Raw genomic sequence first — 24,915 nt, forward strand, 5'->3', positions numbered from 1 at the left:
AAGACACAACTTAAGCTTTGAAGCTTTTCATTAAGTCCTGATAGAATTCTAGGTTATGGAGGGCGGCCAATCTTTGCCCCAGAGGATCATTCAACTTGAAAAGATGATGAAGATACGCCCGGGAATATTCTCTTAACTCCGGGAGCTTGCTCTTAGGATTAATGGCTTTAAAATCAAGCGCGAACCTAGCGTTATTTATATTTAAATTCTGGCGCGGTAAAAAGAGGCGTCCATGCCTACCCTCCCTCGTCGGAATGACGCAATCGAACATATCCCAACCTAAACGGATGCAGCGCTTAATGTCGCTGGGCGTCCCGACGCCTAAAGCAAAGCGCAACTTGTCGGGCGGAATAAATTCAGCTGTCCGACGCAAGACATTTTCCAAGAATCTGCCTTGGCTATCAACCGGTCTAGCACCGAAACCATAACCGTCAAAACCGATCTTGACCAGTTCGCGAGCGCACTCCTCTCTTAGATCTAATTCTGCCCCGCCCTGAATGACTGCAAACAGAAGAGGGCGCTGGCGCCCGCTCAAAGATCTCTTCTTGAGTTGGCGTTCATACTCCTGTTTACAGCGCTTAGCCCAGGCAATCGTGCGTTTGACTGCTTTGGCCAAATCTTGCCGGCTAAAGTCATTAGGCGGACAATCATCCAAACAAACCATCATATCAACTCCTAGATCAAACTGGATTTGGATGGATTTTTCCGGACTCAATTCGTGATAAGAGCCGTCCAAGGGGGAACGGAAGACGACCTGTTCATCATTAATCTTACCCAGCTTCTTATTCTTATGGATCAAAGAAAAAACCTGGTAACCGCCGCTATCCGACAGGAGCGGACCGGGCCAATTCATGAATTCATGTAAGCCGCCCGCGGCTTTTATAGTCTTTAATCCTGGTTGCAAATACAAATGGAAAGTATTAACCACTAAAGCTGGAACCTGGATAGATTCAAGCTCTTGCTTAGAGATCAGTTTAACTAAAGCCCGAGTCGCGTCCGGCATAAAGAAAGGGGTTGTTAAAACCCCGTGTCTGGTTCTTAATTTGAGAGCTGGCCGCCGCAGCTGGCCGTTTTTTGTTTTGGTCATGAAAATATTAATTACCGACTTGGCCGGAATTATTCAGATTAGCGATATCGTCATCTTCAAGCTTAGTAGTCTTAGCTGAAATAAGCTTAGTAATCTGCCCCTGGGTTTCAATATCCAAGGCTTCAGCGGTCGTGCCGGGGCTAAGGATTAATATCTTATCCAAATCATCATTTCCTGGCTGGATACTGATATTAAAAGCAGCTGAAGCGCGACGGGCTGATAGGGGCAGACGGCCTATCTCCCAAGTCAAGCGACGATTATTGGGATCATAAATTAATGACCCGGTATCTAGACTGCTCTTCTCTTCAAAATTCACATAAGCTGGCAGAGTTACCGATACCTTGCTCCCGCTCAATTCGTGCAAAGAATTGCTCACCGTCCAATAAACCCGGAAGCTAGTTTTAGCGCCGACTTTAGGGGGTAAGGGTCCGCTGCCGACCGGGATATTGTTCTCATCAAAATAGCGTATCTGCTCTGACAAGTCAAAATTACTATTTAGCCTGTTAATGATGGCGTTGCTTTGGCGGTCAGAACTAGCTTCATCCGTGCCGGAACTGAGATTAAACCGCGCCTGGCTATTTAAAGATAAATCTTTACCTAAATCAGAACTTTGGAAATCCTTCAGCTTGATACTAAAGGCGATTTTTCCCGACTGGCCAGGATCCAACGCGCTTAAAGCCGGCAACTGTTCTTTGGTCCAGACTAAGCCGGCGCCGCTCTTCTGCCCCCTTTGCTCATCCTGCAAGCTCGACCAATCGAAAAATTCACCCTGCAAATCGAGCCGAATGTTAACATCATTTAAAGTGGACGCTCCTAGGTTTGAATATTCTATCTCATAATTAAGGGTTTGGCCGAAATTGACCGGACTATCGGCTTTAACGCCGTTAACTGCCAAGGTGAGGTTTAAGTCGCTTTTCATGATCTGTAAATCTAAAGATTTTTCCCAGAAAATTAAGTTGCGTCCGTCGGGGGTCAGCTGCTCCAAAGCAATCATGATAGACTGCTGGTCTTCTAATTTCTCTTTGACTTGATATTTCAGGATGAGATTCTGCTTACTTGATTTTGGCACAGCGCCGCTGATCTGCCACTGGGTGCCGCTGATCTTATTAAGAGCTAGGGGCGGTGGTCCCTGGTTATCGCTGATTGGAGCGTTCTTCTCTTCGCTTTTAGCCAGATCGGTTAAACTAATATTTTCCGGGGCGCTGATGTTTAAAAGAAAATCATTCAGATACACCTGTTCGCCAAAGTTAGTGAAGGTTAATCTGACTTCGCCTATCTGGCCGATCAAAGCGGTATTAAGATAGTTAGCTTCGACCTCGAAACCTAGGCCGCTGATCAAGGTGTTGACACTAGTTTCCTTCTTAAATTCACTGGAAAAATTCTCTGGCGTATAGGCTAAACGGGCGTTTAAAATATTAGGAGCATCTTGCTTATTAATTAATTTCCCTTTTATCTTTAACGAATAACTTTGATTCGGACCCAAGTCAGGTAACTGCCAACTATCTTTTTGGTTACTAGCAGCCTCTGAACTTTCTATGAAGACAAAATTATCAGGATACTGGAGATTAAGGCTTATGTTCTTAAGGATAAAACGTCCGGTATTCCGATAGGCAATCTCATAGAAAAATTCTTCTCCGGACATTATTTTTTCTGGAGCCTGGATGTTAAAATCAAGGGCAGCTGAAGTGCTCCGGCGGCTGATGAAATAATACAAGCCATACACGAGAGCAAACAATAAAACTAGAGACAAAAAACGGCGCCAGAGGCGTCCCCAAACTGAACGGCGACGCCTGACCTTCAAGGTTTTGACGTCAACCAGACTGCCATCCCTGTCCCTATATATCTCCGATAAATTAGTATCTATTTCCTGGTCCCGTGCCTCTTGTTTAACCAAACGGTTGAAATTTGCCACCTCCTGCTCATTGGGTACTGGGCGCTCGATAAAGTCAGCCAGGCTAGAGCTGGATTTTTTTTGCACTTTTAGAGAAGACAGATCTTTTTTAGAAGGCATATGTTTAAATAGTCTTTAATATTTTAATCATGCTTATTCCCTATCCTGCTTCAAGATAGTCGCAAAATATTTATCGCTATCCAAATCAAAACTTGTTTCCCAAACATAAGGTTCGTGACCGCTGGCCGCCGGATATCGCCAAACCAAAGGCCAATCCCCGCTAGCGCGCAGGTGTAGAGAAAATGCACTGGCCGCTGCACCTGCTTGTTTTTGTATTAGCAAGGAATAAGGCAAAAGGATGGCTTGCCTAGGATTCAGCCAACGGTTCAAGTCTTCTACCCAAGTATCCGCTTGCGGTCGGCTCAGAACATTAAAAGGCAAGCGGTATTTAAAGGTTAGAATTGATTCTTCTCCCGGATCGACCATAGTCCAATTCGCAAACACGGTCTTGCCGTTCTCTTGGTAGATCTTGGTGCCGCTCGCTGGATCGACGGCAAAGATATTCTCATACTTAGCTAAGGTCGGATTTATTTCCCAATCTGCTTCGGGCTTAGAGAAATAACTAGCGTCAGGCACAGAAAAACCGCTAGCCTGAAGGAGTTGGCTGCCAGAGGGCACATAGACGCGGAGCCAATCGACGTTACGCACTCCGCTAAAAATTTCGTTCTTAACACCGGCGTGCTGACGACGGATAGTCAAAGTATTAACTACGCTGCCATCGCTTAAAATATCGCTATCTAAATCTATCGTCTCCTTGATCCGACGATCGCTTTTTTGCCCGGCGATATTCGTATTGATCACCGCTAAATAATCATAATTACTGGGTCGCATTTCACCAGCCCAATTATGGTCAGAGACGATTTTCTGCAATTTAGGATCATTAAAATAAAACAGGATCTGCTTGCCGCTTAGATTCTTTTCGCTTAAAGACAGAAGCTTAATCAGATTATCCTTATCCAGATGACTCGGTAATTCTTCCAAAATCTTAGCCATCAAGTCGCCGATTATCTTCTTTGGCTTATTGGCAGTATTCTGCTCTAAACCCTGGTTAAGGACCAAGGATGAGCTAGCCAGCAAACTGGAAGAAGCCGTGGCCGCGCCGCTAATAAAGCCTTGGTTCTTAGTTTCCACGACAGTCTGGACGTTCTCCCAAAAGTTATCAGCATCAACCACGACGCCATATTCTTGTCTCAAGTCTATCGGACCGATGATCTTAAGCAGGTCTTCGATTACCGTGGGGGTAAAGCTGATGACGCCATCGACAGTCGGCCCGTCGCTCTTCTCATAGAACCACATGATATTTTGGGCGCTAGTCGGCCAATCCGGCCACCAATTACAATCCCAAAAATGCCACTGGGGATTAACCAACCAAAGAGGAGCCGGCGAGACGATCTTTTTTTTCAAACCAGCCTCGGTGTCATAGGAGCCGCCGCCGGGAACTTCCAGATTCTTTATCTTGCCATCCCTAATATCAACTAAGGCATAGCTGCCCAAAAAACCGCCGCTAGCCCTGAGTTCGGTGTTATTTTGAAAAACCAATAAATATCGCTTATCCTGGTTCAGACCCAAGAATTCATGCAAAGACCGCAGCGAGGAAATAAATGACCCCAGGCCCCGCGAAAGATCTTGGACCTGCTGATTGAGATTAGCGAATTCTGCTTGATACTCGGGGGGCAGATTGCTGATTTTGACCGCGGATAAGTTCTGACTGACTTGTTTTAAGTCACGCTCGGCTAAGCCGCCGTAATAGGAAAAATTTTCCAATATTTTCGCAATGTCTTGCTGAGGGTTATTGAATAAGCTATCAAGCGCCAAGCTGAGGTTCTTACCTAAGCTAGCGGCCGCGCTACCGGCGGCTAAGAGCTTCTTGCTTTCCGCCGCCATTTTGATTTCTGGATTCGAAGAAAGAGAAGCTAAGGATAATAAAGAATTATTAATCTTCTCCGCTTCGGACTGGGCGGCGAGGAATTTCTGGCCAGCGGCACTGAACTCTGAATTAGCGCCGGACCAATCCAGGCTAGCGGCTCGGTCGGCTCCGGCCAAGAAACTGCTAACTCCGGATTGAGAACGGGATAATATCCTTGATTTCAAAGCATCGAGATCGAAATAATAAGACATGACTTTGAAAGGGACGACTAAGACTAAGAGGATGATGATAAAATAAAAAATCTCCCACCATCTTTTATTGCGGCGGACAGGATGGAACAGATGAGGCGCTACTACGATTTGGTCTTTCACTCGAGAAATACGAATATGAGGAACGCGAGAATTTAAAACTTTAAAATGCTTGGCCGCTGAGCGCAGATAAAGGTTCACGAAAGAAGAGCGATGTCGAGACCAAGGCCTCAAGAACCCTTTTCTGCGCCTGGGTAATAATCTGGATGGTAATAAATAATGGGGGACGAAATGCCGCCAAGAAAATTTTTCGGCCTGTGACTGACGCCATTCTTTAGAGCTTAAAAAATCAGGTCCTAATCTCAATTTTTTTAAAATCGAGAAATTAAACAAACTAGACGCAGATCTTCGTTTGCCTTTGTTAGCTCGGCGTTTTGACTCTGGCTGAGCTAATTGCGCCTGGACTTCGTCCTTTTTTCGAGGCGACCTTAAATCTACGACAAAACTAGAGAAATTATTTTTCCTCCGAGGTGAATTAGAATAAATTGACCTATCATCTTGAAATTTCATGCCTTTAATGGATCTTTAGACTGCGCTTATAAACATCCAGGGTTTCTCGGGCGCACTCCCACCAATTATACAGCTTGGCTTGCTGATAACCCTTCTCTATCAAAGACTGGCGTAATCCCTGATTATCCAGAATAATTTTGGCTTTAGCGATAAAATCTTCTTCCTGATAAGGGTTAAAATAAAGGGCTGCTTCCCCTAAGACTTCGGGCAGACTGGATTGATTTGAGCTCAGGACTGGACATCCTTTAGCCATCGCTTCCAAGGGCGGTAAACCGAAACCCTCATAAAATGAGGGAAAAACATAAGCCGCGGCTCTCTGATATATGATTTCTAATTGCCTATCAGGCACGTAACCGGGAAAAATTACCGGGCTGTTAATATTATTCGCCTGCCACAGATTATGGCTGCTAGCATATTCTTTGATTCGCCGATAAAAATAATCGTCTTTACCCACCAAAACTAGGCGCAAATCCGGCTTGTCTTTTCTGAGCTCCATAAACACCCGGATAAGAGATTCTAGGTTCTTATGGGGATAGGCATTACCAACGTATAATAGGAATTGACGACTGATATTATATTTAGCCAGAACTTCTTGGTCGGCCATTTTAGCTACAAACAAAGAATCGTGGCCATGGCTCAGATTAGCTACGCCCTCATAAGTCACAGTAATCTTAGAAGCTTTGACTTTGAATTTATCGATAATGTCATTTTTAGTAAACTGGGAAACCGTAATTATCTGACGAGCCCGCTTGATAGCTGCTAAGATGACCAGGCGATAGGCGATATTTTTCAGAAAGTACATCAGGGGTGATAAAGTGCTGGCCCGACGGGTAGGAAACTTGGTTAGAATTAAATCATGGATGGTGACGATAAAAGGCTTAGGGGTTAAGATCGGCACGTTAAAATGAGGAAAATGAATAAGGTCTACCTTTTCTTTAGTTAAGCGCCAAGGAAACAATATCTGCTCGGCCAAAGAATACCAACGGAAATTAAGTTTTATTTTCTTAACCAAGGGGTCATCGCTTAAGAATTCATCAAAATTGTCAGGACTTAGAAAAATTATAAATTCAAAAGGCCTCGACTCATCCGCCTGGCTGATCTTTATGATATTATCGACTATCTCTTGAGTATATCGCCCCAAGCCTTTGCCCAGGGGGCCATAGAACCGGGCATCAACAGCCAACCTTATTTTTTTCTGCTCTGGTGCCGGCATATCAAGCTGTAGGTAAATTAGGCGGCGGCGAAGCTTTCTCGATCACTGTTTTAGGCTTGGATTGAGACGGATTTTCCAGGGCTTGGCTGGACATTAAAACCTCTGGCTCCTTAATGATCATTTCTTCTTCCAGGTTTTCCAAGACTCCTGGCGCGGCTTCCGGAACTCTATCGAATAACAAATCTTGAGCATTATCGGTTATATCTTCAGAAATCGGCAAAGATGAAGGGGCGTCAGCCTTGCGGCCTGAAGCTTTTTGGATCATCGGCGCCCTCACGCTCGCTTCAATCGGGAAATGCCAGATGGTCGCTAATTCTTCGATGGTATATAAGCCAGCCTTGCGACCGCCCCAGGAATCACGGCGGATGTAATTATTTATAATCCTAGCTTTACGGGCATTCAAACGAGAATCTTTCATGAAATAAGACGTCTTAGTCATCGTATAGTTCAAATCCGGCTTAAAAGAATTTAAATCTAGAGCCGCAAACTGCTTCATATATCCCACTATGCCATTAGCTACCTTGGCTTTGTTGATAACGTCTTTACGAGCTAAGTAAACCACTCTTACCTTAGCTTCAAAAGCCAACTTCGCGGCCTTGCGATATACGCCCTCCATCTGGTTTTTTTCTTTCGGCTTCAGATCCATCATCGTCTTTGACTTCTCTTCCTTCTTTTCCGCTTCAATATCTCCCCAAAGACTGATGATTGATTCGCTCAACCAATCAACAAAGACCATGAATCGGTCTACGATCTTATTGCCCAAACTGACGTCTTTCTTGACTTTACCTAGTATCTTATCCGCCTCGACATCAGCTTCCTTGATCCAATCGAAGCCGGTGGGAATAACGATAATCTGGTACCATAGCTGCTCCCCGGCCCGCAAGCTACTACACAGATCCATTAAAGTGGCCATCGGATCCTTAAACTGGGTTTCCGAGGGGCCGAATTGGTGTTCGAAATCAGGATAAGTCTTAATCGGAAATATCTGGCTTGACGACTGGATAAACTCTGTTCCCCAGATATCATATTCTTCGTCCGGAAAAGTTTTGGGCGCATTATTGGTATAATCGTCCACTTCTACGATCTCAGCGTCGGGATATTGGGAATAGACCGATGACTCTACCAGATTACGGAACTGGATAGGGGTCCGGATTAAAAACTGGGTATAGCCTTCGATACTGACGATTTCATAGCTGAAAGCTAGTTGATACTCGCCTCCGAACCATTTTTCAAAAAAACTTTGGGTCCCATGAGCGCCAGCCAGATAGGAAAACATATTCTCAACCGCTTTGGGCGATTGCTCGTTGTTAGAAGGCAAATCGATCGCCAATAAAATAAACTTATTATTAGCTGACCATTTAAGGCGGCGGGAATAAAGCCACAAGGTCCGATTAGCTAACAAAAACATGATAGCGATCGGAATCCAGCCGATAGTAATAAAAAAATGCCAAAGCAAAAGGCCCGGTGACTGTTGGAATAAATTTTGCCAAGACACCCAATCAATCGTTAAATCCATAAGGATTGCAAAATTATTAACTCTCATATTTTATCATGTTTTATAGAAAATAACAAAATAAAAGCGCTAACAAAAAACCGTCCCTAAAGGACGGTTTTCTTATCTATACTTAATGAGGCAATTGACTTATTTTTTCCATTCTCTTAAGCCATAAACGCCGCGGCCGACTAGGACATAGCGGTTGTCCAAAATGAGTTCATTATGGACGGTAGCAGCATTGGCTGTTTTCTTATCGAATTTGACTTCATTAATCTTTTTGGCGATCTCGGTAAAATGCATAGGGTCACCTTGGTTCTTCAGGACTAGATAGATCTTGTCGTTGATTGTCTTGGGCTTGATCTCCTTCCAGTCAGCTAGGCCCCAATGGCCATACTTATTCTGTTCCAAGTTACGAATCGCCTGCATGAGGGAGTATAAAATCTTATTATTATTGATAATTTCGGCTTTATCCGGAAAAATCTGGCTTTTAAACACTTTAGTGATATCTAAATCGGAATCACGTTTCAGTTTCTCCTGATGCTTAGTATAAGCCTCTGAATTCTTCAGAAGATCCAAGAGTTCTTCAGTACTGACAGTCTTTTTCAAACCGTCAACCTTCTTTAATAAATCACTGGTAATATCTTCTAAATGGTTTAAATCATGATCCTTAAGACGATAAGCTGGGTTAAAATTATCCGCGTTTTCCATGGTTTCTAAATCATCTTGCAAAATACGAGAAATAAGGAAATGAAAATGATTTTTATATATCGCGCGATTCTTCTCATAATCCGCCCCTTCAGTCTGGCCGCTTAACTCTAAGCAGATAACGGTCAAGATATCTAATAAATAATCCTGGCGCATCAGGCCGCCGTGTTCACTCACTAAATGCTTCACCGTTTCTTTTAAAGCACCGATATGACCTTCTAAACTTTCTAGTTTTTTGATCTTCTTGATGCTGGCCGCCTCGATCTGGCGTACCCGTTCCCGAGTCAGCTTATGCATCTGACCGATCTTTTCCAAGGTTTCGCCTTCGCCACCGTCAAAACCAAAACGACGGGAAATAATGTCTTTTTCACGATCCATTAAATCAGCGAAGAGGTTACCGACAATAGTGATAGCGTTTAAACGGTTTATTTCTTCGGTTTTTTCTTCCTTAATGATTTTTTCTAATAAGTTTTCCATAAAAGGAAAAATATAGCCTTGACTATATTTAATTAAAATTTGATTTAGAGTAATCTCAATCTATCATAATATTTTATATTAGTCAAGCATAATTGACTAATATAAGCTATTTTGACTATTTTTTCCTATTATTAAACAAAAATCTTTCAAAAAATATTGCCCATAAATAGCTTAAAAAGCGGAGGGATAAAATAATGATTTTGTTTTTTAAGTTTTGTTTTGACCAGTGCTTGCGCCAGATCAAGCGTTGATTTTGGAAAGACCATTGCCTTATCTGACGGCTCTTACTTTTCCGTCCCTTTATTATCCCCAAAAGGCCGGGATCGGAAACGCGAGCGCTACGGTCATGATACACTACCGCCTCCTGAACCAGACGCGAAACTTGACCACGGCTAAAAAGCCGATAGGCTAGGTCGCAATCTTCTTTATACATGAACATCCTTTCGTCAAAATATTGGCCTTTCTCCTTAATGCTCTCCAAGGCAGACATACGGAACAGGCCAGCGGCCCCTGAGGGGCCAATAATCGACGGCTGGTCTCCTTTATCCTCTTGGCCCTGGCCATAATCAGCAAAACGTAAACCCGGTTTTAAGACCAGACCCAAGGTATCAATCCGGCCAGAATGCAAATCTAGGACTTTAGGGCTAGCCGAAGCTAAATTCAAATCTCTGTCTAAAGCACTGATTAATTCCTTGATAGCCTCTTTATCTAAAACCGTATCAGGATTTATCACCAAAAAATATTCCGCCTCTAATTCCCGAGCTCGGGCGATCAAACGATTATAGCCTTTAGAAAAACCCAAATTAGCGCGATTCCAAATAAATTCTAGCTTAGGGTCTGCGAAATTAAAAAAAACAGCGTTCGGGTTAAGCGCTGATTCGCTATTATCGCCGACCAGAACCTTATAATCTCCACCCCAAACAGACAAGGCTGATTGAAGGCTCGGCCAAAAATCCGGCAAATAACGAGCACTAGATTCGTTATAAGTTAAAAACCCGACCGCTAATTTCATAGCTATATGATCATTTTTCCAGACAATTTTTCTTTAGCGAAATTTTGAGCTTTAAGCAGGCTGTCGAAAGTCCCAGCATCAAGCCATTCGCCTTCAACCATGGCAACTGATAATTCATTCTTCTCTAAATACCAGTTGTTCAAATCCGTTATTTCCAGTTCCCCTCTCTCGCTGGGTTTCATGTTCTTAGCGATTTCAACCACGCGGCTATCATAGACATAAAGTCCGGTAACGGCATAATTACTCAGATACTCTTGTGGTTTCTCTACTATCTTCTGCGCCTTATTATTCTCATCAAATTTAACAACTCCGAAACGCTCCGGATCGGGTACAGATTTAGCAAAAATTTTCGCTCCGCCCTTAAAATTCTTGATTTCTTCAGAAAAGTCATCCTCAAAGATATTGTCCCCCAAGATCATGGTTACGTCTTCATTATCAATGAAATTCTGACCAATAATGAAAGCTTGAGCTAACCCTTCGGGCTTATCCTGGATCTCATAGGTGAATTTAACCCCGAATTCCTTACCACTACCTAAAAGGTTAAGATAATCGCCCGCTCTTTCCGGCGCTATAATGATTAAGATCTCCTTGATACCGGCTCGAATTAAAGTATTTAAGGGATAATAAATCATCGGCCGGTCATAGATAGGAAGCAGCTGCTTGCTAGTTATTTTGGTCAGAGGGCGCAAACGAGTGCCTGAGCCGCCAGATAAAATGATGCCTCTCATAATATTAGAGATTTAAATATTCTTTTAAAGCCTCGGGCCAAGCCCTTAAATTAGGCAAGTTATTATTTTCTAAAATCGAATAAAGGGGGCGGCGAGCTGGACGGTTTAAATCTGCTCCTTTAATGGCGATAAGCCGTGGATTAAGGCCCTTGATCTCAAACAGCGTTTGAGCCGCCTCAAACCAATTAGCCGCCTGAGAGTTGGTAATATGGTAAATGCCGGCAGGATGGGGGGACTGAAGCAGAGCTTGAGTAGCTCGAGCTAAATCGGGCGTATAAGTAAAGCAGCTGCTTTCTTCATCTACCACCTTTATTTCCTCTTTATTCTGAGCTAAATCCAGCATAATGTCAAAAAAGCTCGATTTAGATAGGGGGCTGGCACCGCGCGGACCGAACAGCTTAGAAGTGCGGATGATAAAATAAGACAAACTAGACTCAGCCGCTATGCGCCTGATCGCCTCTTCGCCGGCCGCCTTGCTGGCTCCGTATTTATTAACTGGATTAACCGGATCATCTTCTTTAAACTTTGGCTTGTTTAAATCGCCGGAAAAAACATAATCACTAGAGTAATGAAGCAAAGTCGCCCCTATCGCTATAGCGATTCGAGCCAAAGATTCTGGCAGATCACGATTTAGTTTATAGGCTAAATCTAATTCTTCTGAATCTTGTTCGCATTTATCCACCGCGTTATAGGCGACGGCATTAATTATGACTTCCGGCCGGAGCTGACCGATCTTTTCTTCTAGTAAGGGGAAATTTAAAAAATCAAGATCTTCCCTGTCCCAGGCTAAAGATCCTGAAAAAATCCGACTGAGTTGCGTGCCCAAGTTGCCCTGGCCGCCTAGAATAAGAACTGACATAATAATTTCGCTAAAAAATTAATCCCATTCTGCCCCCTGCCTGACTAACAGGTCTTTCGCCTGGTCAGGCTGGGCCATGATAGCCTTCACCGCTTTTTCCATCCGCATCCCCTGGGAGCCTTTGATTAAAATAAGGTCTTCGTTTTCAATCTCACCTAACAAGAAATCAGCCGCCTCGCTTGGAGAGTCAAAAGTATGGACATGGTTTTCATCCAAGCCATTCTCTAGAGCTGCCTGAGCGCTAAACCGAGATTGCGGTCCGACGCTAATTAAAAAATCTATCTTAAGCTCAGAAACTTTCTCACCAACCTGGCGATGGCCAGATTCGGAATAAGAACCTATTTCTAACATATCCCCCAAGACTGCCCAACGGCGGCGGGCAGGCATTTCTCCTAGAACTTCCAGGGCAGCTAAAGCAGAATCGGGTGAAGAATTGTAAGTGTCATCGATGATAGTTGCGCCCTTAAGAGCCGGGATCAGATTCAAGCGCCCCAAAGGCGGCTTGAATTCCGATAAGCGCTGGGCGATATCCAATAAGTTAAGTCCGTAATGCAAGCCCAGGGCGGCTCCAGCTAAAACAGCATAGACAGCCGGCCGGCCGACAGCTTGTTTCATGAACACCGGCACAATCGAGCCCTGATAGCTTAGCTTGAAATTCCGGCCATGCCATTCTTGGGCCACTAAATCAGCGCCGCGATCGAAGCCATAACTAAGAACCTTGGCACGGCTAGCTTCCGCCATTGCCCTAGTCGCTTCGTTATCATAATTTAAAACCACTAGGCCGTTATTATCGACCTGTTCGACTAACTTCTGTTTTTCGGCCTGGATTTTAGATAGGCTGCCAAAAAATTCCAGATGGGAATGGCTGACAGCTGTGACGACGCCGATATTAGGTTTGACGATTTTTGTCAGATAGTCCATATCACCAGGGCGATCTACTCCCATCTCTAAGATTAAAAATTTAGGATAATTCTTGTCTGTAAAAATTAATAGCTTCAGGGCGCGCGCTAAAACGGCCAGCCAGGCGGAAATAGACCGCCCGCCGGACTCTAGGCCTAAGATCGTCAAAGGCAAACCGATTTCATTGTTATAGTTCTTATAGCTGGCGCGGACGGAAAATTTATAACTCAAAACCCAGGCAATAGCGTCTTTAGCACTAGTCTTACCGATACTGCCCGTAATCCCGATAATCTGAGGCTGGTATTTCTGAAGCACCAGGCGAGCCAAAATTTTTAGTTTTAATTGCAAGAGGCGACGCATAATTAATCAGCTTTAGTCTTAGGAACCTGATAATATTTAAGGAGAAAATCGGCAATATCGCGCCATAAGGGCACGACTGAACCTTCAGCGTATTCGACATCCTTAGGATTATCAATCTTAGTTAACATGACGAAACGCGGGCTGTCAATCGGAGCAATGCCGACAAAAGTATGGATATAACGATCTTTAGCGTAACCGCCTCCTTCTGCAACCTGAGCGGTCCCGGTTTTCCCGCCGATATAATAGCCACTCAAGGCTGCCCGTTTGGAATGGCCGCTTTCGACGACGTTAGCTAACATCGCCAAAATCGTCGCCGCGGTCTTTTCGCTCACCACCTTTCTGACCATCTTAGGACTGACTTCATCCCTATGACCGTCCGGCCTGACTATAGTTTTGACCAGATAAGGCTTCATCAGTTCGCCCCGATTAGCCAAGGCGCTATAAGCCATCACCATCTGCAGAGGCGTCACGGAAATACCCTGCCCGAAAGAGGCGGTGGCAGCATCAATTTCCTTAATCTTATTCTTCAAAAGATTATCAATATTACCATTAGCTTCAGATCCTAGTTCTAGGCCGCTACGCTCACCGAAACCGAAATTCTTTACATAATCGGAAAAGACTTTGGCGCCAATAGTACGCATAGCGAAAATGGAACCGGTATTCAAGGAATTTTCCAAAACGAAATTCATATCGACCAAGCCGTGCGCTCCCTTGGTTGAGAAATCAGAATTGCTAATCGGCTTATTCCAGCCTTTGATCATCATCTGCCCAGGATCTTGGTAAGTAGTAGAGGGCGAAACCTTGCCCTGGTCCAAGGCAGCCGCCATGGTAATGGTTTTAAAGACCGAACCAGGTTCGTATTGATGCGAAATAATCGGATTGTTAAAGATTTGCAAATCCTTGATTTCTTTATAATTATTAGGATTGAAATCTGGCACAGAACACATCGCTAAAATCGCTCCGCTCTGCGGTTCGACTATGATGACGCTGCCACCGTCGGCACCGTGTTTTTTAACGGCCTCGCTTAATTTTTCACAAGCTGCGAATTGTACAGACCGATCGATGGTTAGAACTAAATCAGAGCCGGCTTCCGGCTTAACATATTCTCGATCGTTAACAATCACCACCTCGCTCGTCCCGCCGCGCTCCGATTTCAGGGAGCCATACTTACCAAAGAGCTCGTCATTAAAGAATTCTTCCAAGCCATAACGGCCCTTCTCTTCTTCATCAACATAACTGACAAAACCTAAGAAATGGGCACCAATATTGTTATCGGGATAATAGCGGTATTTCTTAAAATCAAAGCCCAGGCCAGTAATGCTTACTTCCTGACCGTCGTTCTTACTGACCACTTTTTGGTTTTTAATTTCTAAATCGCCAGGAGCCCGCCCGCTCAAAAAAGCATACAAACGAAGCAGGTCTTCGGTGCTCAGCTTATTCTTCAAAGGCTCATAAGGGTCGCCGGGTTTATCTAACTTAGCTAAATAAGCTTTAATAAGCTCTTCTTTTTGCCTATCAAAATCGGACTCGGGAAGAGCCGTTTCACTGCTGCTAGCTTGACTGTCCGTCTTTATTTCCTGCTCTGGCTTCAACTGTTTCAAGCCTTCAAGATCAAAAAATTCAAACAGTTTCTCAGCTAATTCTGGTGCCTGGGTAATATCTTTAGGTACAGCGTATAAAAAAGCAAAGTCCTTACTGCTTGCTAAAGGATAGAGCTTATCATCCTGGCCGCTCAAACGGTCGGAAATCAAGATCCTCCCCCGATCGGGCTTCAGCTGGCTGTTTATCTGGTGTTGAGAAGAAGCGAGGGCGGTATACCAATCGCACTGCTTAATCTGCAGGTTGAATAATTTATAAATCAAAGCGGCGCATAATAAAAAAATAATCGCAATCACTAAATGCAGGCGATTATTTTGAAAGCTGACCGCGCCTCGATTGTTTGTCCGCCGATCACGCCACATAATTACTTTTTAGCTACCATGTTCTTATTAAGGGTGAGATAATCAACTTCTCCAACTGCCACCATATTCAAGCCTTTAACCTTCTCCACTAGATTGTTATATGACTGGATGGCCATTACCTTGTCTTCTATCTCCTGGTTTTCATTGGCCAAGGAAGTCGCTCGGACTTTTAACTCCTTAAGGGCGAAACCTTTGACTGTTAAATCATTGATACAGACGACATAGGCCAGACCGAAGAGTAAAATTAGGGAAAAAAGCCCTAAATTCAACATTTTTAAAGATAAGCGCCTTGATTTGGGCCGAGACGTGGCGTTTAGTTTATTTTTAAAATCGGTCATAAGGATGACTAGTTAGTATATCTAATTTAAAAATTATCTTTTTATCGCCGCTCTCAGCTTGGCACTGCGAGAGCGGGGGTTGAACTGAATTTCGGCTTGATTCGGAACAAGTGGTTTCTTGGTTACAATCAACAGTTCCTCCTGACTATGGTTTCGAAAAAAATTCTTAACGATCCGATCTTCACCGCTATGGAAGGAAACGACTACTAAGCGCCCGCCGGGAGCGAGTAGGTCCAGAGCGGCCGGTAAAAACTGTTCCAAAACTCTTAATTCTTGATTGGTCTCCATCCTTAAAGCTTGGAATACCCGGGTGGCTGGATGGATTGACTGATGGCGGAATCTCCCCGGAATAGCGCTAACTATCAATTCTCGCAATTCTTTAGTGTTGGTAATCCTGTTTTCTCGGCGCCAGGCTACGATCCTCTTGGCAATCTGATAAGCGAACTTCTCTTCCCCGTATTCCCTAAAAACCCGGGTGAGCTCTAACAAGGGATAAGTATTGATTATTTCAGTCGTATCTAGGCCGTCATGACCAAAAGCCATATCAAGCGGCCGATCGCCTTGGAAAGAAAATCCTCTTTTCTCATCAGCTAACTGGGCTGAAGATAAACCTAGATCGACCACTATTCCCTGAACCAGGATTCCCTCGCCAAAGACTTGTCTGGCCGCCTCTTTAATATTTTTAAAATTCTCTTTAACTAAATGAACGTTTTTTACCTTTTTCTCCTTTAATATCTTTTTGGCGTTTTTTAAAGCCAAATCATCAAGGTCAAGGGATAACACCTGGCCTTTGGCTCCGACGGCTAGCGCTAAAGCTAGAGTATAACCGCCGCCGCCCAAAGTACCGTCAATTACCAGGTCGCCCGGTTTCGCTCGGAGACTAGCCAATACCTCGGGCATCATTACTGGGACGTGCTCATACATACTAAACTCCCAAATCTCCTAATTCTTCGGCGATCGCATTACTGTTCTTTTCTGCTTCGGCTTTATATTTCAACCAGGCTCCTTCCGGCCAGATTTCTAAATGGTTATAAAGGCCGGCAATAATTATGCTTTTTTTTAAAGACGAAAACTGCCGCAAATATTCTGGCAAAGTAATCCGACCCTGGTTATCAAACTCGACATCCATAGCACCAGCGAGCATATGACGGCTAAAAGCCCGAGCCTTAGCCTGGCTTAAAGGTAAGGCGGCGAATTTCTGGGCAATCTTTTCAAATTGTTCTTTGGAATATAAAAATAAGCAGTTATCCAAACCCTTGGTAACCACCGCGCCCTTTTTTAAGATAGCCCGAAACTTAGCTGGTATAGCTAAGCGGCCCTTGTCATCAAGATTGTGTTTATACTCACCAATAAACATATATTCGAATTAGCAATTAACTGATTCACCTTTGTTCCCCACTTTTCACCTGACAAGTATAATTATACACCACTAAGCCCCTCCTGGCAACCTTCATAAAAGCCCTAAAATAAGAGAAATAAATAAAAAAAGAAGCACTTATCAACAAGAGCTTCTTCTAATTTATTAAATTTTCTTTTTTCTAGGAAAAGTTATCAACAGGCTCTAATCCTAGGCCCCGATATTCGGTTCACGATCATAGGTTGGGGATACTATCTGGAGACCGCGACTTTTCTTGATAGTCTTCTCCTGGCCAATCGGGTAAACCGGGATCTTAAGAGCATAAGCCAGGGCATTAGCGGTAGCTATCCCTATCCTCAAAGCCGTGAAGCTTCCCCCGGAAGCAGCCACCCTGATTTCACTTAAATCCTCCAAGCTAACCCGGGATTTTCCCATTAACTTTTGAATAGCCGGCAAGAGCTTCTCTGATTGTCGGCGGGGCGCTGTTAAACTCAAACGGCTAACCGTTTCCTTTTTCTGCCCGACCCGTCTTTCTAGCCGCAGATATATCTTTTCTTTGTCCGAAGTATTAATAAATAAAATCATACTAAGTATTAAATAAAACCCTATCTAAATCGGCTAAACTATTAACCCTGACTAAAGAAGCCCGAAGCTGCGATGCTCCCTCTAGGCCGTTTACATAATAAACCAAATGCTTCCTTAATTCCACTAAACCATTATCGCCTTTGAGCTGGTGGACGAGCTTGGCGTGCTGTTTCATGAGTTTGAAAATCTCTTTAACTCCAGGTCGAGCTTGTCGTTTAAATATCCAAGGATTTCCCATCGCGCCTCGTGCGATCCCAACCCCGTCAGCTTGAGTAGCTTGCAAAACTAAATCTATATCCTCCGGGCTATTGATGCCGCCGTTAGCTAAAACGATACCCGGAAAATGTTGCTTGGCGGCTCTAATCAGCTTTAGATCAACCGGACCGCTAAAAGCACCGGCTAAGGTCCGGCCATGGATCATGACAGCCTTAATATCTAAATCGGACAATTTGTCCAAAAACTTCAAAGCGTTGGTTTTGCCGGCTCCAGCCCTAATCTTAATCGATAGAGGTAAATTAGTAGTTTCTAAGATAGCCCTTATGATCTGCCTGGTTTTTTTATAATCAGACATCAGGCTCGCCCCGGCTCCTTGTTTTAGAACCTTTTTCACCGGGCAACCGCAATTCAAATCTAGGCCGGCCGGCTTCACCTGCTCGCTTATAATCTTAGCAGCTCGGGCAAAATGTTCAGGCTCGGAACCAAATAATTGGACGACATAATTCTTTTCTTTCTTGGAATCAAAATCCATCAGGCTGATCGTCTCAGCTGAATCATAAAATAGGGCGGTAGCGCTTACCATCTCGCTATAGACCACTTGGGCGCCGAAACTCGAAGCAATCTGCCGATAGGCGCTATCGGTAAAACCAGCCAGAGGAGCTAAGGCCAAAATCGGCTTCTCTAAATTTGACCAAAAATTCTTAGACATTATTTTTTGCTGACCCGGCTCGAGGCGGCCGCATCCTCTACAGTGTAGCCCAGTTCTTCCAATTTCCAGCGTAATTCATCCGCTCGAGTAAAATGCTTGTTTCGACGGGCTGTTTCCCTCTCTGCTATTATCTCTTCTACTTCCCTAGGTAAAACTGTTTCTTCGAGGGGAGGAATATTTTCTAAATCAAGCCCCCATACCCGATCAAAATCGTATAGTGTGGCCAGCTTATCCTTGGCGGCTAAGTTAGATTTTAAAATTTCCGGCACTAGAGCTAATGTCGCTGGCACATTGAAATCATTAGCTAAGGCCTCGAAAAATTTTTTCTGCAAAGCCTTATCTGCCCGACCGGCCCGACGGCCTAATTCCCTAACCCGCTTATACAAACTTTCTAGTCCAGCCTGGGCGGCTTTCATCGCCTCCCAAGTAAAATTCTGGTTGGAGCGGTAGTGGGCTTGGAGGAAAAAATAACGCAAAGCTAAAGGCATGAAACGTTTTTCTTCAATCTCGGCCAAGCTATAGCTAGTACCAGCCGATTTGGACATCTTCTTATTATCAACTAATAGATGGGCATTATGTAACCAATAATTAACAAACTTCTGGCCATTAGCTGTTTCACTCTGAGCGATTTCATTAGTATGATGGACCGGAATATGCTCGATTCCGCCCATATGTATATCGATCGTATCGCCTAAAAACTTCTTGGCTAAGGCGGAGCACTCTAGATGCCAGCCCGGAAAGCCTTCTCCATCCTTCACTAAGGGGGAATAGAAAGGTGAAGGCCAAAACTGCAAAGCTTTCTTATGGACTCCGGCTTTAAAGAACCAAAGAGCAAAATCGGCCGGATCTTTTTTCTTCGGGTCGATCACTTCGCCTCGTCCAGCCTGGCTCTTATTCTGACTCAAATCCTGTCCGGACAAACGGTTATAGTCAGGAAACTTGGCTACAGAAAAATAAATCGCCAATTCGGTTTGGTAAGCAAAACCTTTATCCATCAGGGTTTTGACTAAAGCGATATCTTCCTTGATGTAATCGGTCGCGCGAGGCCTAAACTTCGGGGGCCAAATATTAAGATAGGAGGTATCTGATTCATAAATATCAATATATCTCTGAGCAATCGCCTGCGGACTCAAGCCCTCACGACTGGCGCCTTGGGACATCTTATCTTCGCCCGTGTCTTCATCAGAACTTAAGTGGCCGACATCCGTATAATTCCTGACCATATTCACCTTATAGCCAAAATAGGAAAGGCTGCGATTAACCAGATCGGCACAGACGGCGCCGCGAAGATTTCCGATATGCTGGATCCAATAGACGGTCGGTCCGCAATAATAAAAAGATATCTGCCCCTTTTTCAAAGGCAAGAATTCTTCCTTCTGTCTAGTTAAAGTATTATAGAGATAAATTTTTTTCATACTGCTTGATAAACTCATTTATTTTCTCCTGATAATCGCCTCGGACCACCTCCTTACTTAAGACCGACATAACAGCTAAAGGCTTAAGACCGATAAAATCGGCCAGGATCTTAAATATTTTCTCTTGGCCAACTCCCTGCTGGGTAGTAAAACAGGCTAGGGCCTTAAAGCTACTTTTGAAGCGATCAAGATAGGCGCGAATCGGCGAAGACATGGTGCCCGCCCAGAGAGGCGTGCCGATGATTACTAAGTCATAATCGGCGGGATTTAAACGAGGCGCTTCAATCTGGGCCAACTTTTTGCTAATCGCTTCACGGCCGCTGACGATATATCCTAAAACGCCGGAGCGCGGGTTATGATCGATAATTTCTTCCAAATCGGCCCCGATCTTTTCCGCTAAGCTCAAAGATAATTTTTTGGTTAAGCCGGTACGGGAATAAAAAGCTATTAAAATCTTCATAGAGTATAAAATTAATCCGCTGACCAGCGCATCTTCTCTAAAGAAGGCGCAAAGCTGGCTAAATTCTTCTGTAAATCGCGATGAAGGCTTTTGTCAGCGGAAAACTGGGCATACTGATTGCCTAAAGATTCAATCAACTTCTTATAGACCCCCTTTTCCTTAGCTGACGGCTTACTATTCTCGGCTAAAGAATGTAATAAGTCATTTAACTCCGCTTTGCTCAAGGAAAAATAAAAAAGCGGGACATGCTCCAAACTGCGACTTGTCAGCTGGCCATCCTCCATAGCAGCGCCATATTTTATCCTGGCTCCACCCTTATCCATCTTATTTTTTATCTTAACAGCTTTTTTCTGGCTACCGTCATCGCCGTCGCGCCCCAAAACATCGTCAATACCGCAGATAACCGCCCCGCTTTCCCGGTCGACTATTATATTATCAGCGCCATTTTCATAATCGTCATAATCAGAAGCCCTTAACACCGCGAACTTATCACCCAACACGCGATTAAAGAGCAAGGTGATACCCATCTCGGCTAAGTTAGCAGGGTCGCTTTCTTTCTTAATAGTCCATTCTTCCCAACTCAAGCCTTTTTCTTGGGCCCAGGCTCTTTCTTTGATATCAATATTCTTTTTATCATAATCAGCTTCAGAACCAGACATGATAATTTTGCCTTCAGTATCCATAAAACCTTTATAGCCCGGCTTTTCAGATAAAGCTCTCAGCGAAGCCTGCAAAGAACCAAGATAATATTCTGGTCTAGGTTCCAGGTTCTTTTTAGGTTCGAATTGCGATAAATCTATCTTATCGCCCGGACGCAGGCCCGGTAAATACTCAATGGACATAAGATTATTTAAAAAATATCGGAATCCTTAATTCATCATCATTTTCCGGCAGACCACTCGGATTATCTTTCTTGATTACCATATAACCGCTGGTCGCCTGGGTAGAAAAATTTAAATTCGCCGTAAAAGGTACTAAATCGCTAGTCATCCAATCGCTTAAAGCCCGGGCAGGGACGGATACAATTTCCTGCCCCTGATTATCAAGCAGTTTAACCGGCAATGAAGCCTCAAAAAACCAGCTTCCCGGAGCTAAACCGCTAACTTCATAGGGGCTTAGAATAAGCTCGCTAGCCTGAGGCTTGACGATCCGCGGCTTAGACTCTGCGCTGATAACCGGGGTCGTACTAGCGGGCATTACCGGATTAGCCGGAACTTGTTCGACTACCTGAGGAACCCTAGGCTCCTGATTAACCGCTTTCTTCTTTGATCCGGCAACACGGAGTAAAAGAGCGCTAGCTAAGATGACGGCTAAGATTATTAAAGCAAATTTATGATCTTTAAACATAAAATTTACAAACTAAAAATCAGACGGCCAATCCGGCTTATGTTTGGAACGGCGTTTATAGGCTTTAGCGCTAGCCTGTGTCTTTCCTTGCAATTTAACAGCGGCTGACAGGGAGCTTTCTCTTTTAAGTTTCTTTAGCACCTTCAATTTGTCTTGAGCGCTTAATTTGACGATTATATTGGTTGGGGCCATATCATTCATCTTTATTCTAGCATATTTCTCTAAACTATCCACCCTTGACAGATAACAAAAAGCCGCTCCCAAAGCGACGTCTTGGTGGTCGTTAGTGGGCTCGAACCACTGACCTCTGCGATGTGAACGCAGCGCTCTAACCAACTGAGCTAAACGACCTTATGCTAAAACAATAAGATAAATCCTCGCCAGCGTCAATATTACCATCTAAAAAAGAGCCTTATTTTCTAAGGCTCAAACTTTTTAAGGCTCTGTCCTAAGGCTTTCCGCCCAGACTAGCTCAGCTGTTCCTTGCTTATATATCTCTTCCCAAGCAAACAACTGGCAGGCTTCCCGGAAAATGTCATAATAGCGCTGGATTAAAGGATGATGAAAATGGGTCACCAAGGTTTGCATGATGTCGCGATAGTAGGTAGCCATGAGCTCTTCGGAAACCCCGAAAATCTCCCAGATCCTCATCTTCTTATGCTTATAATCTTCAACCAGAGAAAAAAGGTTGTGGACTTGGTTAGCGGCGAAGATTATCTTAGCCGGCGGACTCAGGCGATGGAAATCACCCAAGGCTTCATACTTGCTACTGCGCCAATCAAGCAATGCACCGTTCTGGGAATCACGGTAATGGCTGATTTCATCGACCAGCCTGGCAGCCGAGATGCCGATCATGAGGACGAGATCCGTGTAATCATAAATCTGTCCGGGATCTTTAGCATCCGGCTTAGGGATTTCTTTCTTGAAGAAATCATGGAAAAGGGCGGCGACTTGGGTGCTAACATCGTCGCTGTGATCCTTGACGATCAAGAAGACGCTAAAAGAATGGGTAATGTAGGGCAAATCGCTGCCTTCGCGCTTGATGCCATCATAAATACGGGTAGCCAAATTAATAGCTTGCAAGACCTCTAGGTTTATCATGCTTATCGGTTTTAAGGTGATTGATTTTAAAATAACGGTGCCCGAAGAGGGACTCGAACCCTCACGGAGTTGCCTCCACAGCGCTCTGAACGCTGCGTGTCTACCAATTTCACCATCCGGGCTGTCTCTGTGACTTTTTCAGCTTGCCATAAAAAAAATTGCTTGTAAAGTAAGCAAAATGCTACAATATAAGCATGTTGGATCTAAAAACCGAAAAAAAATATTTTGACCTAGGATACAGATATGTCGCCGGCTTAGATGAGGCTGGACGCGGCCCCTTAGCCGGCCCGGTTGTAGCGGCTTGCGTGATTATCGACCAAGATTTTTCCCTAGATGATCCAGAGCTAAGCTTAGTGGCTGATTCTATAAAGCTCAGTGCCAAGCAGCGGGAAAAGTTGTTTGCCGTCATCAAAGCAAAAGTTAAAGCAGTGGAAATCGGCGTAGTCGACAATCTGACGATCGATAAGATAAATATCCTCCAGGCCAGCTTCTTGGCTATGCGCCACGCCTTAAAAAAAATCCCGCTCCAGCCGGATTACATTCTATTAGACGGTCCTTTTAAAATTCCCAAAATAAGCCAGCCGCAAACCGCTGTCATCAAGGGTGACAGCCAGATATTCTGTGTTGCCGCCGCTTCTATCATCGCTAAAGTCAGCCGCGATTATATGATGTCGGAATTGGCTAAAAGCTACCCCCAATATGCTTTTGAGAAACACAAGGGCTACGGCACCAAGCTTCATCTGGAAAGGATCGCCCAATATGGTCCCTGCCCCATCCATCGCTTCAGCTTCGCACCCCTGAAAAATCCTCAAGACAAAGACTTAAATAAATCGAGATAAGCGCGTGCGCTCCCAGACCAAGAAAACTCAGCGACTTGCTGTTTAGCCTGCCCGATAAGAGCGTCTCGCAATGTGGTATCACTCAGCCCTAAACCCAAGGCTTTAGCTAATTGAGGAATATTATAGGGATCAATACTCAAGACGGCTTTCCCGCCAACTTCGGGTAGACTAGAAACATTAGAACAGACGACCGGCAAATTATAACTCAAGGCTTCTAAGGGCGGAAAACCGAAGCCTTCATAAAAAGAAGGATATACGAATAAGCCCGCCCTTAGATACAAGCAGGCTTTATCCGTCTCTGATACATAACCTAATAACCTAATATCATTTTTATAAGATGATCCCTGCCAGGCGGCGCGGATCTCTTTTGTTTTCCAGGCATCAGCTCCGGCTATGACTAAGAGTTCGGACCGGTCAGGATTATTCGCCCGGAATAACTCATAGGCCCTGATTAGGCCCAAGATATTCTTCCTCGGCTCGACATTGCCTAGATATAAGATATAAGGCGAAGATAACTTATGGATTTTCAAAAACTCCGTGATAGCCTCGGACCTAAGCTCGCTGGCCCGGCGGTTAAGACCGGAGTGTACCACGGAAATTTTATCCGCTCCAAGCCCCAGAAGCTCTATTAGGTCCTGACGTGTATTCTCTGATACGGCCACCACTCGGTCAGCCCTTTCAATCAGCCGCTTAACTGCTAAGGCTCGATGCCAAATATTCTTCCGACCGGAAAAGAATTCAGGGTATCGCAAGAATGACAGGTCATGGACGGTCAGGACAAACTTCGTCTGAGGCGACAAGGCGCAAAAATTAAGATGGGGAGCGAAAAATAAATCACAACCGCCAATCAGCTGATCGATTTTAGGATAAGCTAATAATTTTTGCCCCAAGTAATTAAAAATCTTATTGGGATAGCGGCTAGCGATAATCTTGACTCCCGGACGCTTTAAAAAATCCAAGCGACCGCTGAGGTCACGCCAAGAATTATAAAAAAGGCGGTATTCGTTATCAGGGTCGAGCTCAAAAAGCGCGGCCAAAAGATTGGCCGCGTATTCGGAAACACCACTATAATGCTTATCCATGAGAACCCTGGCATCGAAACCGATAATCATAAG

At 44.3% G+C, this 24,915-nt stretch carries 24 protein-coding genes and 2 tRNA genes; 1 reads left to right on the plus strand and 25 read right to left on the minus strand.

Annotated elements, in window-relative coordinates; genetic code table 11:
• Positions 1–10: 10 nt before the first annotated feature.
• The 24 genes from tgt to WC441_02780 form a co-directional block, all read right to left on the minus strand.
• On the minus strand, positions 11–1,087 hold the full coding sequence (gene tgt, locus WC441_02665; GenBank protein ID MFA5163411.1) for a tRNA guanosine(34) transglycosylase Tgt: 1,077 nt from the start codon (positions 1,085–1,087) through the stop codon (positions 11–13).
• Between the two features lie 7 nt (positions 1,088–1,094).
• Positions 1,095–3,098, minus strand: coding sequence for a hypothetical protein (locus tag WC441_02670; protein ID MFA5163412.1), 2,004 nt, complete (start codon positions 3,096–3,098; stop codon positions 1,095–1,097).
• 33 nt (positions 3,099–3,131) lie between these two features.
• Complete coding sequence (locus WC441_02675; protein ID MFA5163413.1) at positions 3,132–5,723, minus strand: DUF4012 domain-containing protein; 2,592 nt, start codon at positions 5,721–5,723, stop codon at positions 3,132–3,134.
• A gap of 4 nt (positions 5,724–5,727) precedes the next feature.
• Positions 5,728–6,936 carry a glycosyltransferase family 1 protein gene (locus tag WC441_02680; protein ID MFA5163414.1) on the minus strand — a complete coding sequence of 403 codons (1,209 nt, stop codon included), beginning with the start codon at positions 6,934–6,936 and terminating at the stop codon, positions 5,728–5,730.
• Position 6,937: 1 nt separating this feature from the next.
• Positions 6,938–8,452: a hypothetical protein gene (locus WC441_02685; protein ID MFA5163415.1), complete on the minus strand. Its 1,515-nt coding sequence runs from the start codon at positions 8,450–8,452 to the stop codon at positions 6,938–6,940.
• Between the two features lie 126 nt (positions 8,453–8,578).
• On the minus strand, positions 8,579–9,613 hold the full coding sequence (locus tag WC441_02690) for a sigma factor-like helix-turn-helix DNA-binding protein (protein ID MFA5163416.1): 1,035 nt from the start codon (positions 9,611–9,613) through the stop codon (positions 8,579–8,581).
• 115 nt (positions 9,614–9,728) lie between these two features.
• A complete protein-coding gene (locus WC441_02695) occupies positions 9,729–10,625 on the minus strand; it encodes a glycosyltransferase family 2 protein (GenBank protein ID MFA5163417.1) in 897 nt (298 codons plus the stop codon).
• Positions 10,626–10,627: 2 nt separating this feature from the next.
• On the minus strand, positions 10,628–11,353 hold the full coding sequence (locus tag WC441_02700) for a sugar phosphate nucleotidyltransferase (protein MFA5163418.1): 726 nt from the start codon (positions 11,351–11,353) through the stop codon (positions 10,628–10,630).
• A 4-nt stretch (positions 11,354–11,357) separates the two neighbouring features.
• Positions 11,358–12,212, minus strand: a complete 855-nt coding sequence (locus WC441_02705; protein MFA5163419.1) for an NAD(P)-dependent oxidoreductase — start codon at positions 12,210–12,212, stop codon at positions 11,358–11,360.
• Between the two features lie 18 nt (positions 12,213–12,230).
• Complete coding sequence (gene murF / locus WC441_02710) at positions 12,231–13,472, minus strand: UDP-N-acetylmuramoyl-tripeptide--D-alanyl-D-alanine ligase (protein MFA5163420.1); 1,242 nt, start codon at positions 13,470–13,472, stop codon at positions 12,231–12,233.
• A gap of 2 nt (positions 13,473–13,474) precedes the next feature.
• Positions 13,475–15,433, minus strand: coding sequence for a penicillin-binding protein 2 (locus WC441_02715; GenBank protein MFA5163421.1), 1,959 nt, complete (start codon positions 15,431–15,433; stop codon positions 13,475–13,477).
• 2 nt (positions 15,434–15,435) lie between these two features.
• Positions 15,436–15,771 (minus strand): hypothetical protein, encoded by a 336-nt coding sequence (locus WC441_02720; GenBank protein ID MFA5163422.1) that lies wholly within the window; start codon positions 15,769–15,771, stop codon positions 15,436–15,438.
• 33 nt (positions 15,772–15,804) lie between these two features.
• The gene (gene rsmH, locus WC441_02725; GenBank protein MFA5163423.1) at positions 15,805–16,695 is read right to left on the minus strand and encodes a 16S rRNA (cytosine(1402)-N(4))-methyltransferase RsmH; all 891 of its coding nucleotides are present in this window, start codon (positions 16,693–16,695) and stop codon (positions 15,805–15,807) included.
• A 1-nt stretch (position 16,696) separates the two neighbouring features.
• Positions 16,697–17,128 (minus strand): division/cell wall cluster transcriptional repressor MraZ, encoded by a 432-nt coding sequence (mraZ, locus tag WC441_02730; protein ID MFA5163424.1) that lies wholly within the window; start codon positions 17,126–17,128, stop codon positions 16,697–16,699.
• Between the two features lie 210 nt (positions 17,129–17,338).
• Positions 17,339–17,713 (minus strand): tRNA (adenosine(37)-N6)-threonylcarbamoyltransferase complex dimerization subunit type 1 TsaB, encoded by a 375-nt coding sequence (gene tsaB, locus WC441_02735; GenBank protein ID MFA5163425.1) that lies wholly within the window; start codon positions 17,711–17,713, stop codon positions 17,339–17,341.
• Between the two features lies 1 nt (position 17,714).
• Positions 17,715–18,638 (minus strand): tRNA-dihydrouridine synthase, encoded by a 924-nt coding sequence (locus WC441_02740; GenBank protein MFA5163426.1) that lies wholly within the window; start codon positions 18,636–18,638, stop codon positions 17,715–17,717.
• Positions 18,638–20,053 carry a cysteine--tRNA ligase gene (cysS, locus tag WC441_02745; GenBank protein ID MFA5163427.1) on the minus strand — a complete coding sequence of 472 codons (1,416 nt, stop codon included), beginning with the start codon at positions 20,051–20,053 and terminating at the stop codon, positions 18,638–18,640. The genes WC441_02740 and cysS overlap by 1 nt, the downstream gene beginning before the upstream one ends.
• The gene (locus WC441_02750) at positions 20,031–20,513 is read right to left on the minus strand and encodes a flavodoxin (protein MFA5163428.1); all 483 of its coding nucleotides are present in this window, start codon (positions 20,511–20,513) and stop codon (positions 20,031–20,033) included. Before WC441_02750 ends, cysS begins: the two co-directional genes overlap by 23 nt.
• A gap of 11 nt (positions 20,514–20,524) precedes the next feature.
• Complete coding sequence (locus tag WC441_02755) at positions 20,525–21,355, minus strand: hypothetical protein (protein MFA5163429.1); 831 nt, start codon at positions 21,353–21,355, stop codon at positions 20,525–20,527.
• Positions 21,356–21,359: 4 nt separating this feature from the next.
• Positions 21,360–21,860: a Gmad2 immunoglobulin-like domain-containing protein gene (locus WC441_02760; GenBank protein ID MFA5163430.1), complete on the minus strand. Its 501-nt coding sequence runs from the start codon at positions 21,858–21,860 to the stop codon at positions 21,360–21,362.
• A gap of 12 nt (positions 21,861–21,872) precedes the next feature.
• The gene (locus WC441_02765; GenBank protein ID MFA5163431.1) at positions 21,873–22,052 is read right to left on the minus strand and encodes a hypothetical protein; all 180 of its coding nucleotides are present in this window, start codon (positions 22,050–22,052) and stop codon (positions 21,873–21,875) included.
• 82 nt (positions 22,053–22,134) lie between these two features.
• Positions 22,135–22,211, minus strand: a tRNA-Val gene (locus WC441_02770).
• Between the two features lie 84 nt (positions 22,212–22,295).
• A complete protein-coding gene (locus tag WC441_02775; GenBank protein ID MFA5163432.1) occupies positions 22,296–22,961 on the minus strand; it encodes an HD domain-containing protein in 666 nt (221 codons plus the stop codon).
• A gap of 38 nt (positions 22,962–22,999) precedes the next feature.
• Positions 23,000–23,083: transfer RNA gene (locus WC441_02780), tRNA-Leu, on the minus strand.
• A gap of 72 nt (positions 23,084–23,155) precedes the next feature.
• Here WC441_02780 and WC441_02785 point away from each other — a divergent pair.
• Complete coding sequence (locus WC441_02785; protein ID MFA5163433.1) at positions 23,156–23,800, plus strand: ribonuclease HII; 645 nt, start codon at positions 23,156–23,158, stop codon at positions 23,798–23,800.
• Here WC441_02785 and WC441_02790 read toward each other — a convergent pair.
• Complete coding sequence (locus WC441_02790) at positions 23,770–24,912, minus strand: glycosyltransferase family 1 protein (GenBank protein MFA5163434.1); 1,143 nt, start codon at positions 24,910–24,912, stop codon at positions 23,770–23,772. The two genes, WC441_02785 and WC441_02790, sit on opposite strands and share 31 nt — an antisense overlap.
• Between the last annotated feature and the right edge of the window lie 3 nt (positions 24,913–24,915).

This window comes from Patescibacteria group bacterium (genome assembly GCA_041651355.1).
Taxonomy (GTDB): domain Bacteria; phylum Patescibacteriota; class Patescibacteriia; order Patescibacteriales; family UBA12465; genus JAPLVX01.

Excerpts from the sequence above, each read along its gene's own strand:
- tgt (MFA5163411.1), bottom strand. The coding sequence starts at position 1,087 with ATGACCAAAACAAAAAACGGCCAGCTGCGGCGGCCAGCTCTCAAATTA.
- WC441_02670 (MFA5163412.1), bottom strand. The coding sequence starts at position 3,098 with ATGCCTTCTAAAAAAGATCTGTCTTCTCTAAAAGTGCAAAAAAAATCC.
- WC441_02675 (MFA5163413.1), bottom strand. The coding sequence starts at position 5,723 with ATGAAATTTCAAGATGATAGGTCAATTTATTCTAATTCACCTCGGAGG.
- WC441_02680 (MFA5163414.1), bottom strand. The coding sequence starts at position 6,936 with ATGCCGGCACCAGAGCAGAAAAAAATAAGGTTGGCTGTTGATGCCCGG.
- WC441_02685 (MFA5163415.1), bottom strand. The coding sequence starts at position 8,452 with ATGGATTTAACGATTGATTGGGTGTCTTGGCAAAATTTATTCCAACAG.
- WC441_02690 (MFA5163416.1), bottom strand. The coding sequence starts at position 9,613 with ATGGAAAACTTATTAGAAAAAATCATTAAGGAAGAAAAAACCGAAGAA.
- WC441_02695 (MFA5163417.1), bottom strand. The coding sequence starts at position 10,625 with ATGAAATTAGCGGTCGGGTTTTTAACTTATAACGAATCTAGTGCTCGT.
- WC441_02700 (MFA5163418.1), bottom strand. The coding sequence starts at position 11,353 with ATGAGAGGCATCATTTTATCTGGCGGCTCAGGCACTCGTTTGCGCCCT.
- WC441_02705 (MFA5163419.1), bottom strand. The coding sequence starts at position 12,212 with ATGTCAGTTCTTATTCTAGGCGGCCAGGGCAACTTGGGCACGCAACTC.
- murF (MFA5163420.1), bottom strand. The coding sequence starts at position 13,472 with ATGCGTCGCCTCTTGCAATTAAAACTAAAAATTTTGGCTCGCCTGGTG.
- WC441_02715 (MFA5163421.1), bottom strand. The coding sequence starts at position 15,433 with ATGTGGCGTGATCGGCGGACAAACAATCGAGGCGCGGTCAGCTTTCAA.
- WC441_02720 (MFA5163422.1), bottom strand. The coding sequence starts at position 15,771 with ATGACCGATTTTAAAAATAAACTAAACGCCACGTCTCGGCCCAAATCA.
- rsmH (MFA5163423.1), bottom strand. The coding sequence starts at position 16,695 with ATGTATGAGCACGTCCCAGTAATGATGCCCGAGGTATTGGCTAGTCTC.
- mraZ (MFA5163424.1), bottom strand. The coding sequence starts at position 17,128 with ATGTTTATTGGTGAGTATAAACACAATCTTGATGACAAGGGCCGCTTA.
- tsaB (MFA5163425.1), bottom strand. The coding sequence starts at position 17,713 with ATGATTTTATTTATTAATACTTCGGACAAAGAAAAGATATATCTGCGG.
- WC441_02740 (MFA5163426.1), bottom strand. The coding sequence starts at position 18,638 with ATGTCTAAGAATTTTTGGTCAAATTTAGAGAAGCCGATTTTGGCCTTA.
- cysS (MFA5163427.1), bottom strand. The coding sequence starts at position 20,053 with ATGAAAAAAATTTATCTCTATAATACTTTAACTAGACAGAAGGAAGAA.
- WC441_02750 (MFA5163428.1), bottom strand. The coding sequence starts at position 20,513 with ATGAAGATTTTAATAGCTTTTTATTCCCGTACCGGCTTAACCAAAAAA.
- WC441_02755 (MFA5163429.1), bottom strand. The coding sequence starts at position 21,355 with ATGTCCATTGAGTATTTACCGGGCCTGCGTCCGGGCGATAAGATAGAT.
- WC441_02760 (MFA5163430.1), bottom strand. The coding sequence starts at position 21,860 with ATGTTTAAAGATCATAAATTTGCTTTAATAATCTTAGCCGTCATCTTA.
- WC441_02765 (MFA5163431.1), bottom strand. The coding sequence starts at position 22,052 with ATGGCCCCAACCAATATAATCGTCAAATTAAGCGCTCAAGACAAATTG.
- WC441_02775 (MFA5163432.1), bottom strand. The coding sequence starts at position 22,961 with ATGATAAACCTAGAGGTCTTGCAAGCTATTAATTTGGCTACCCGTATT.
- WC441_02785 (MFA5163433.1), top strand. The coding sequence starts at position 23,156 with ATGTTGGATCTAAAAACCGAAAAAAAATATTTTGACCTAGGATACAGA.
- WC441_02790 (MFA5163434.1), bottom strand. The coding sequence starts at position 24,912 with ATGATTATCGGTTTCGATGCCAGGGTTCTCATGGATAAGCATTATAGT.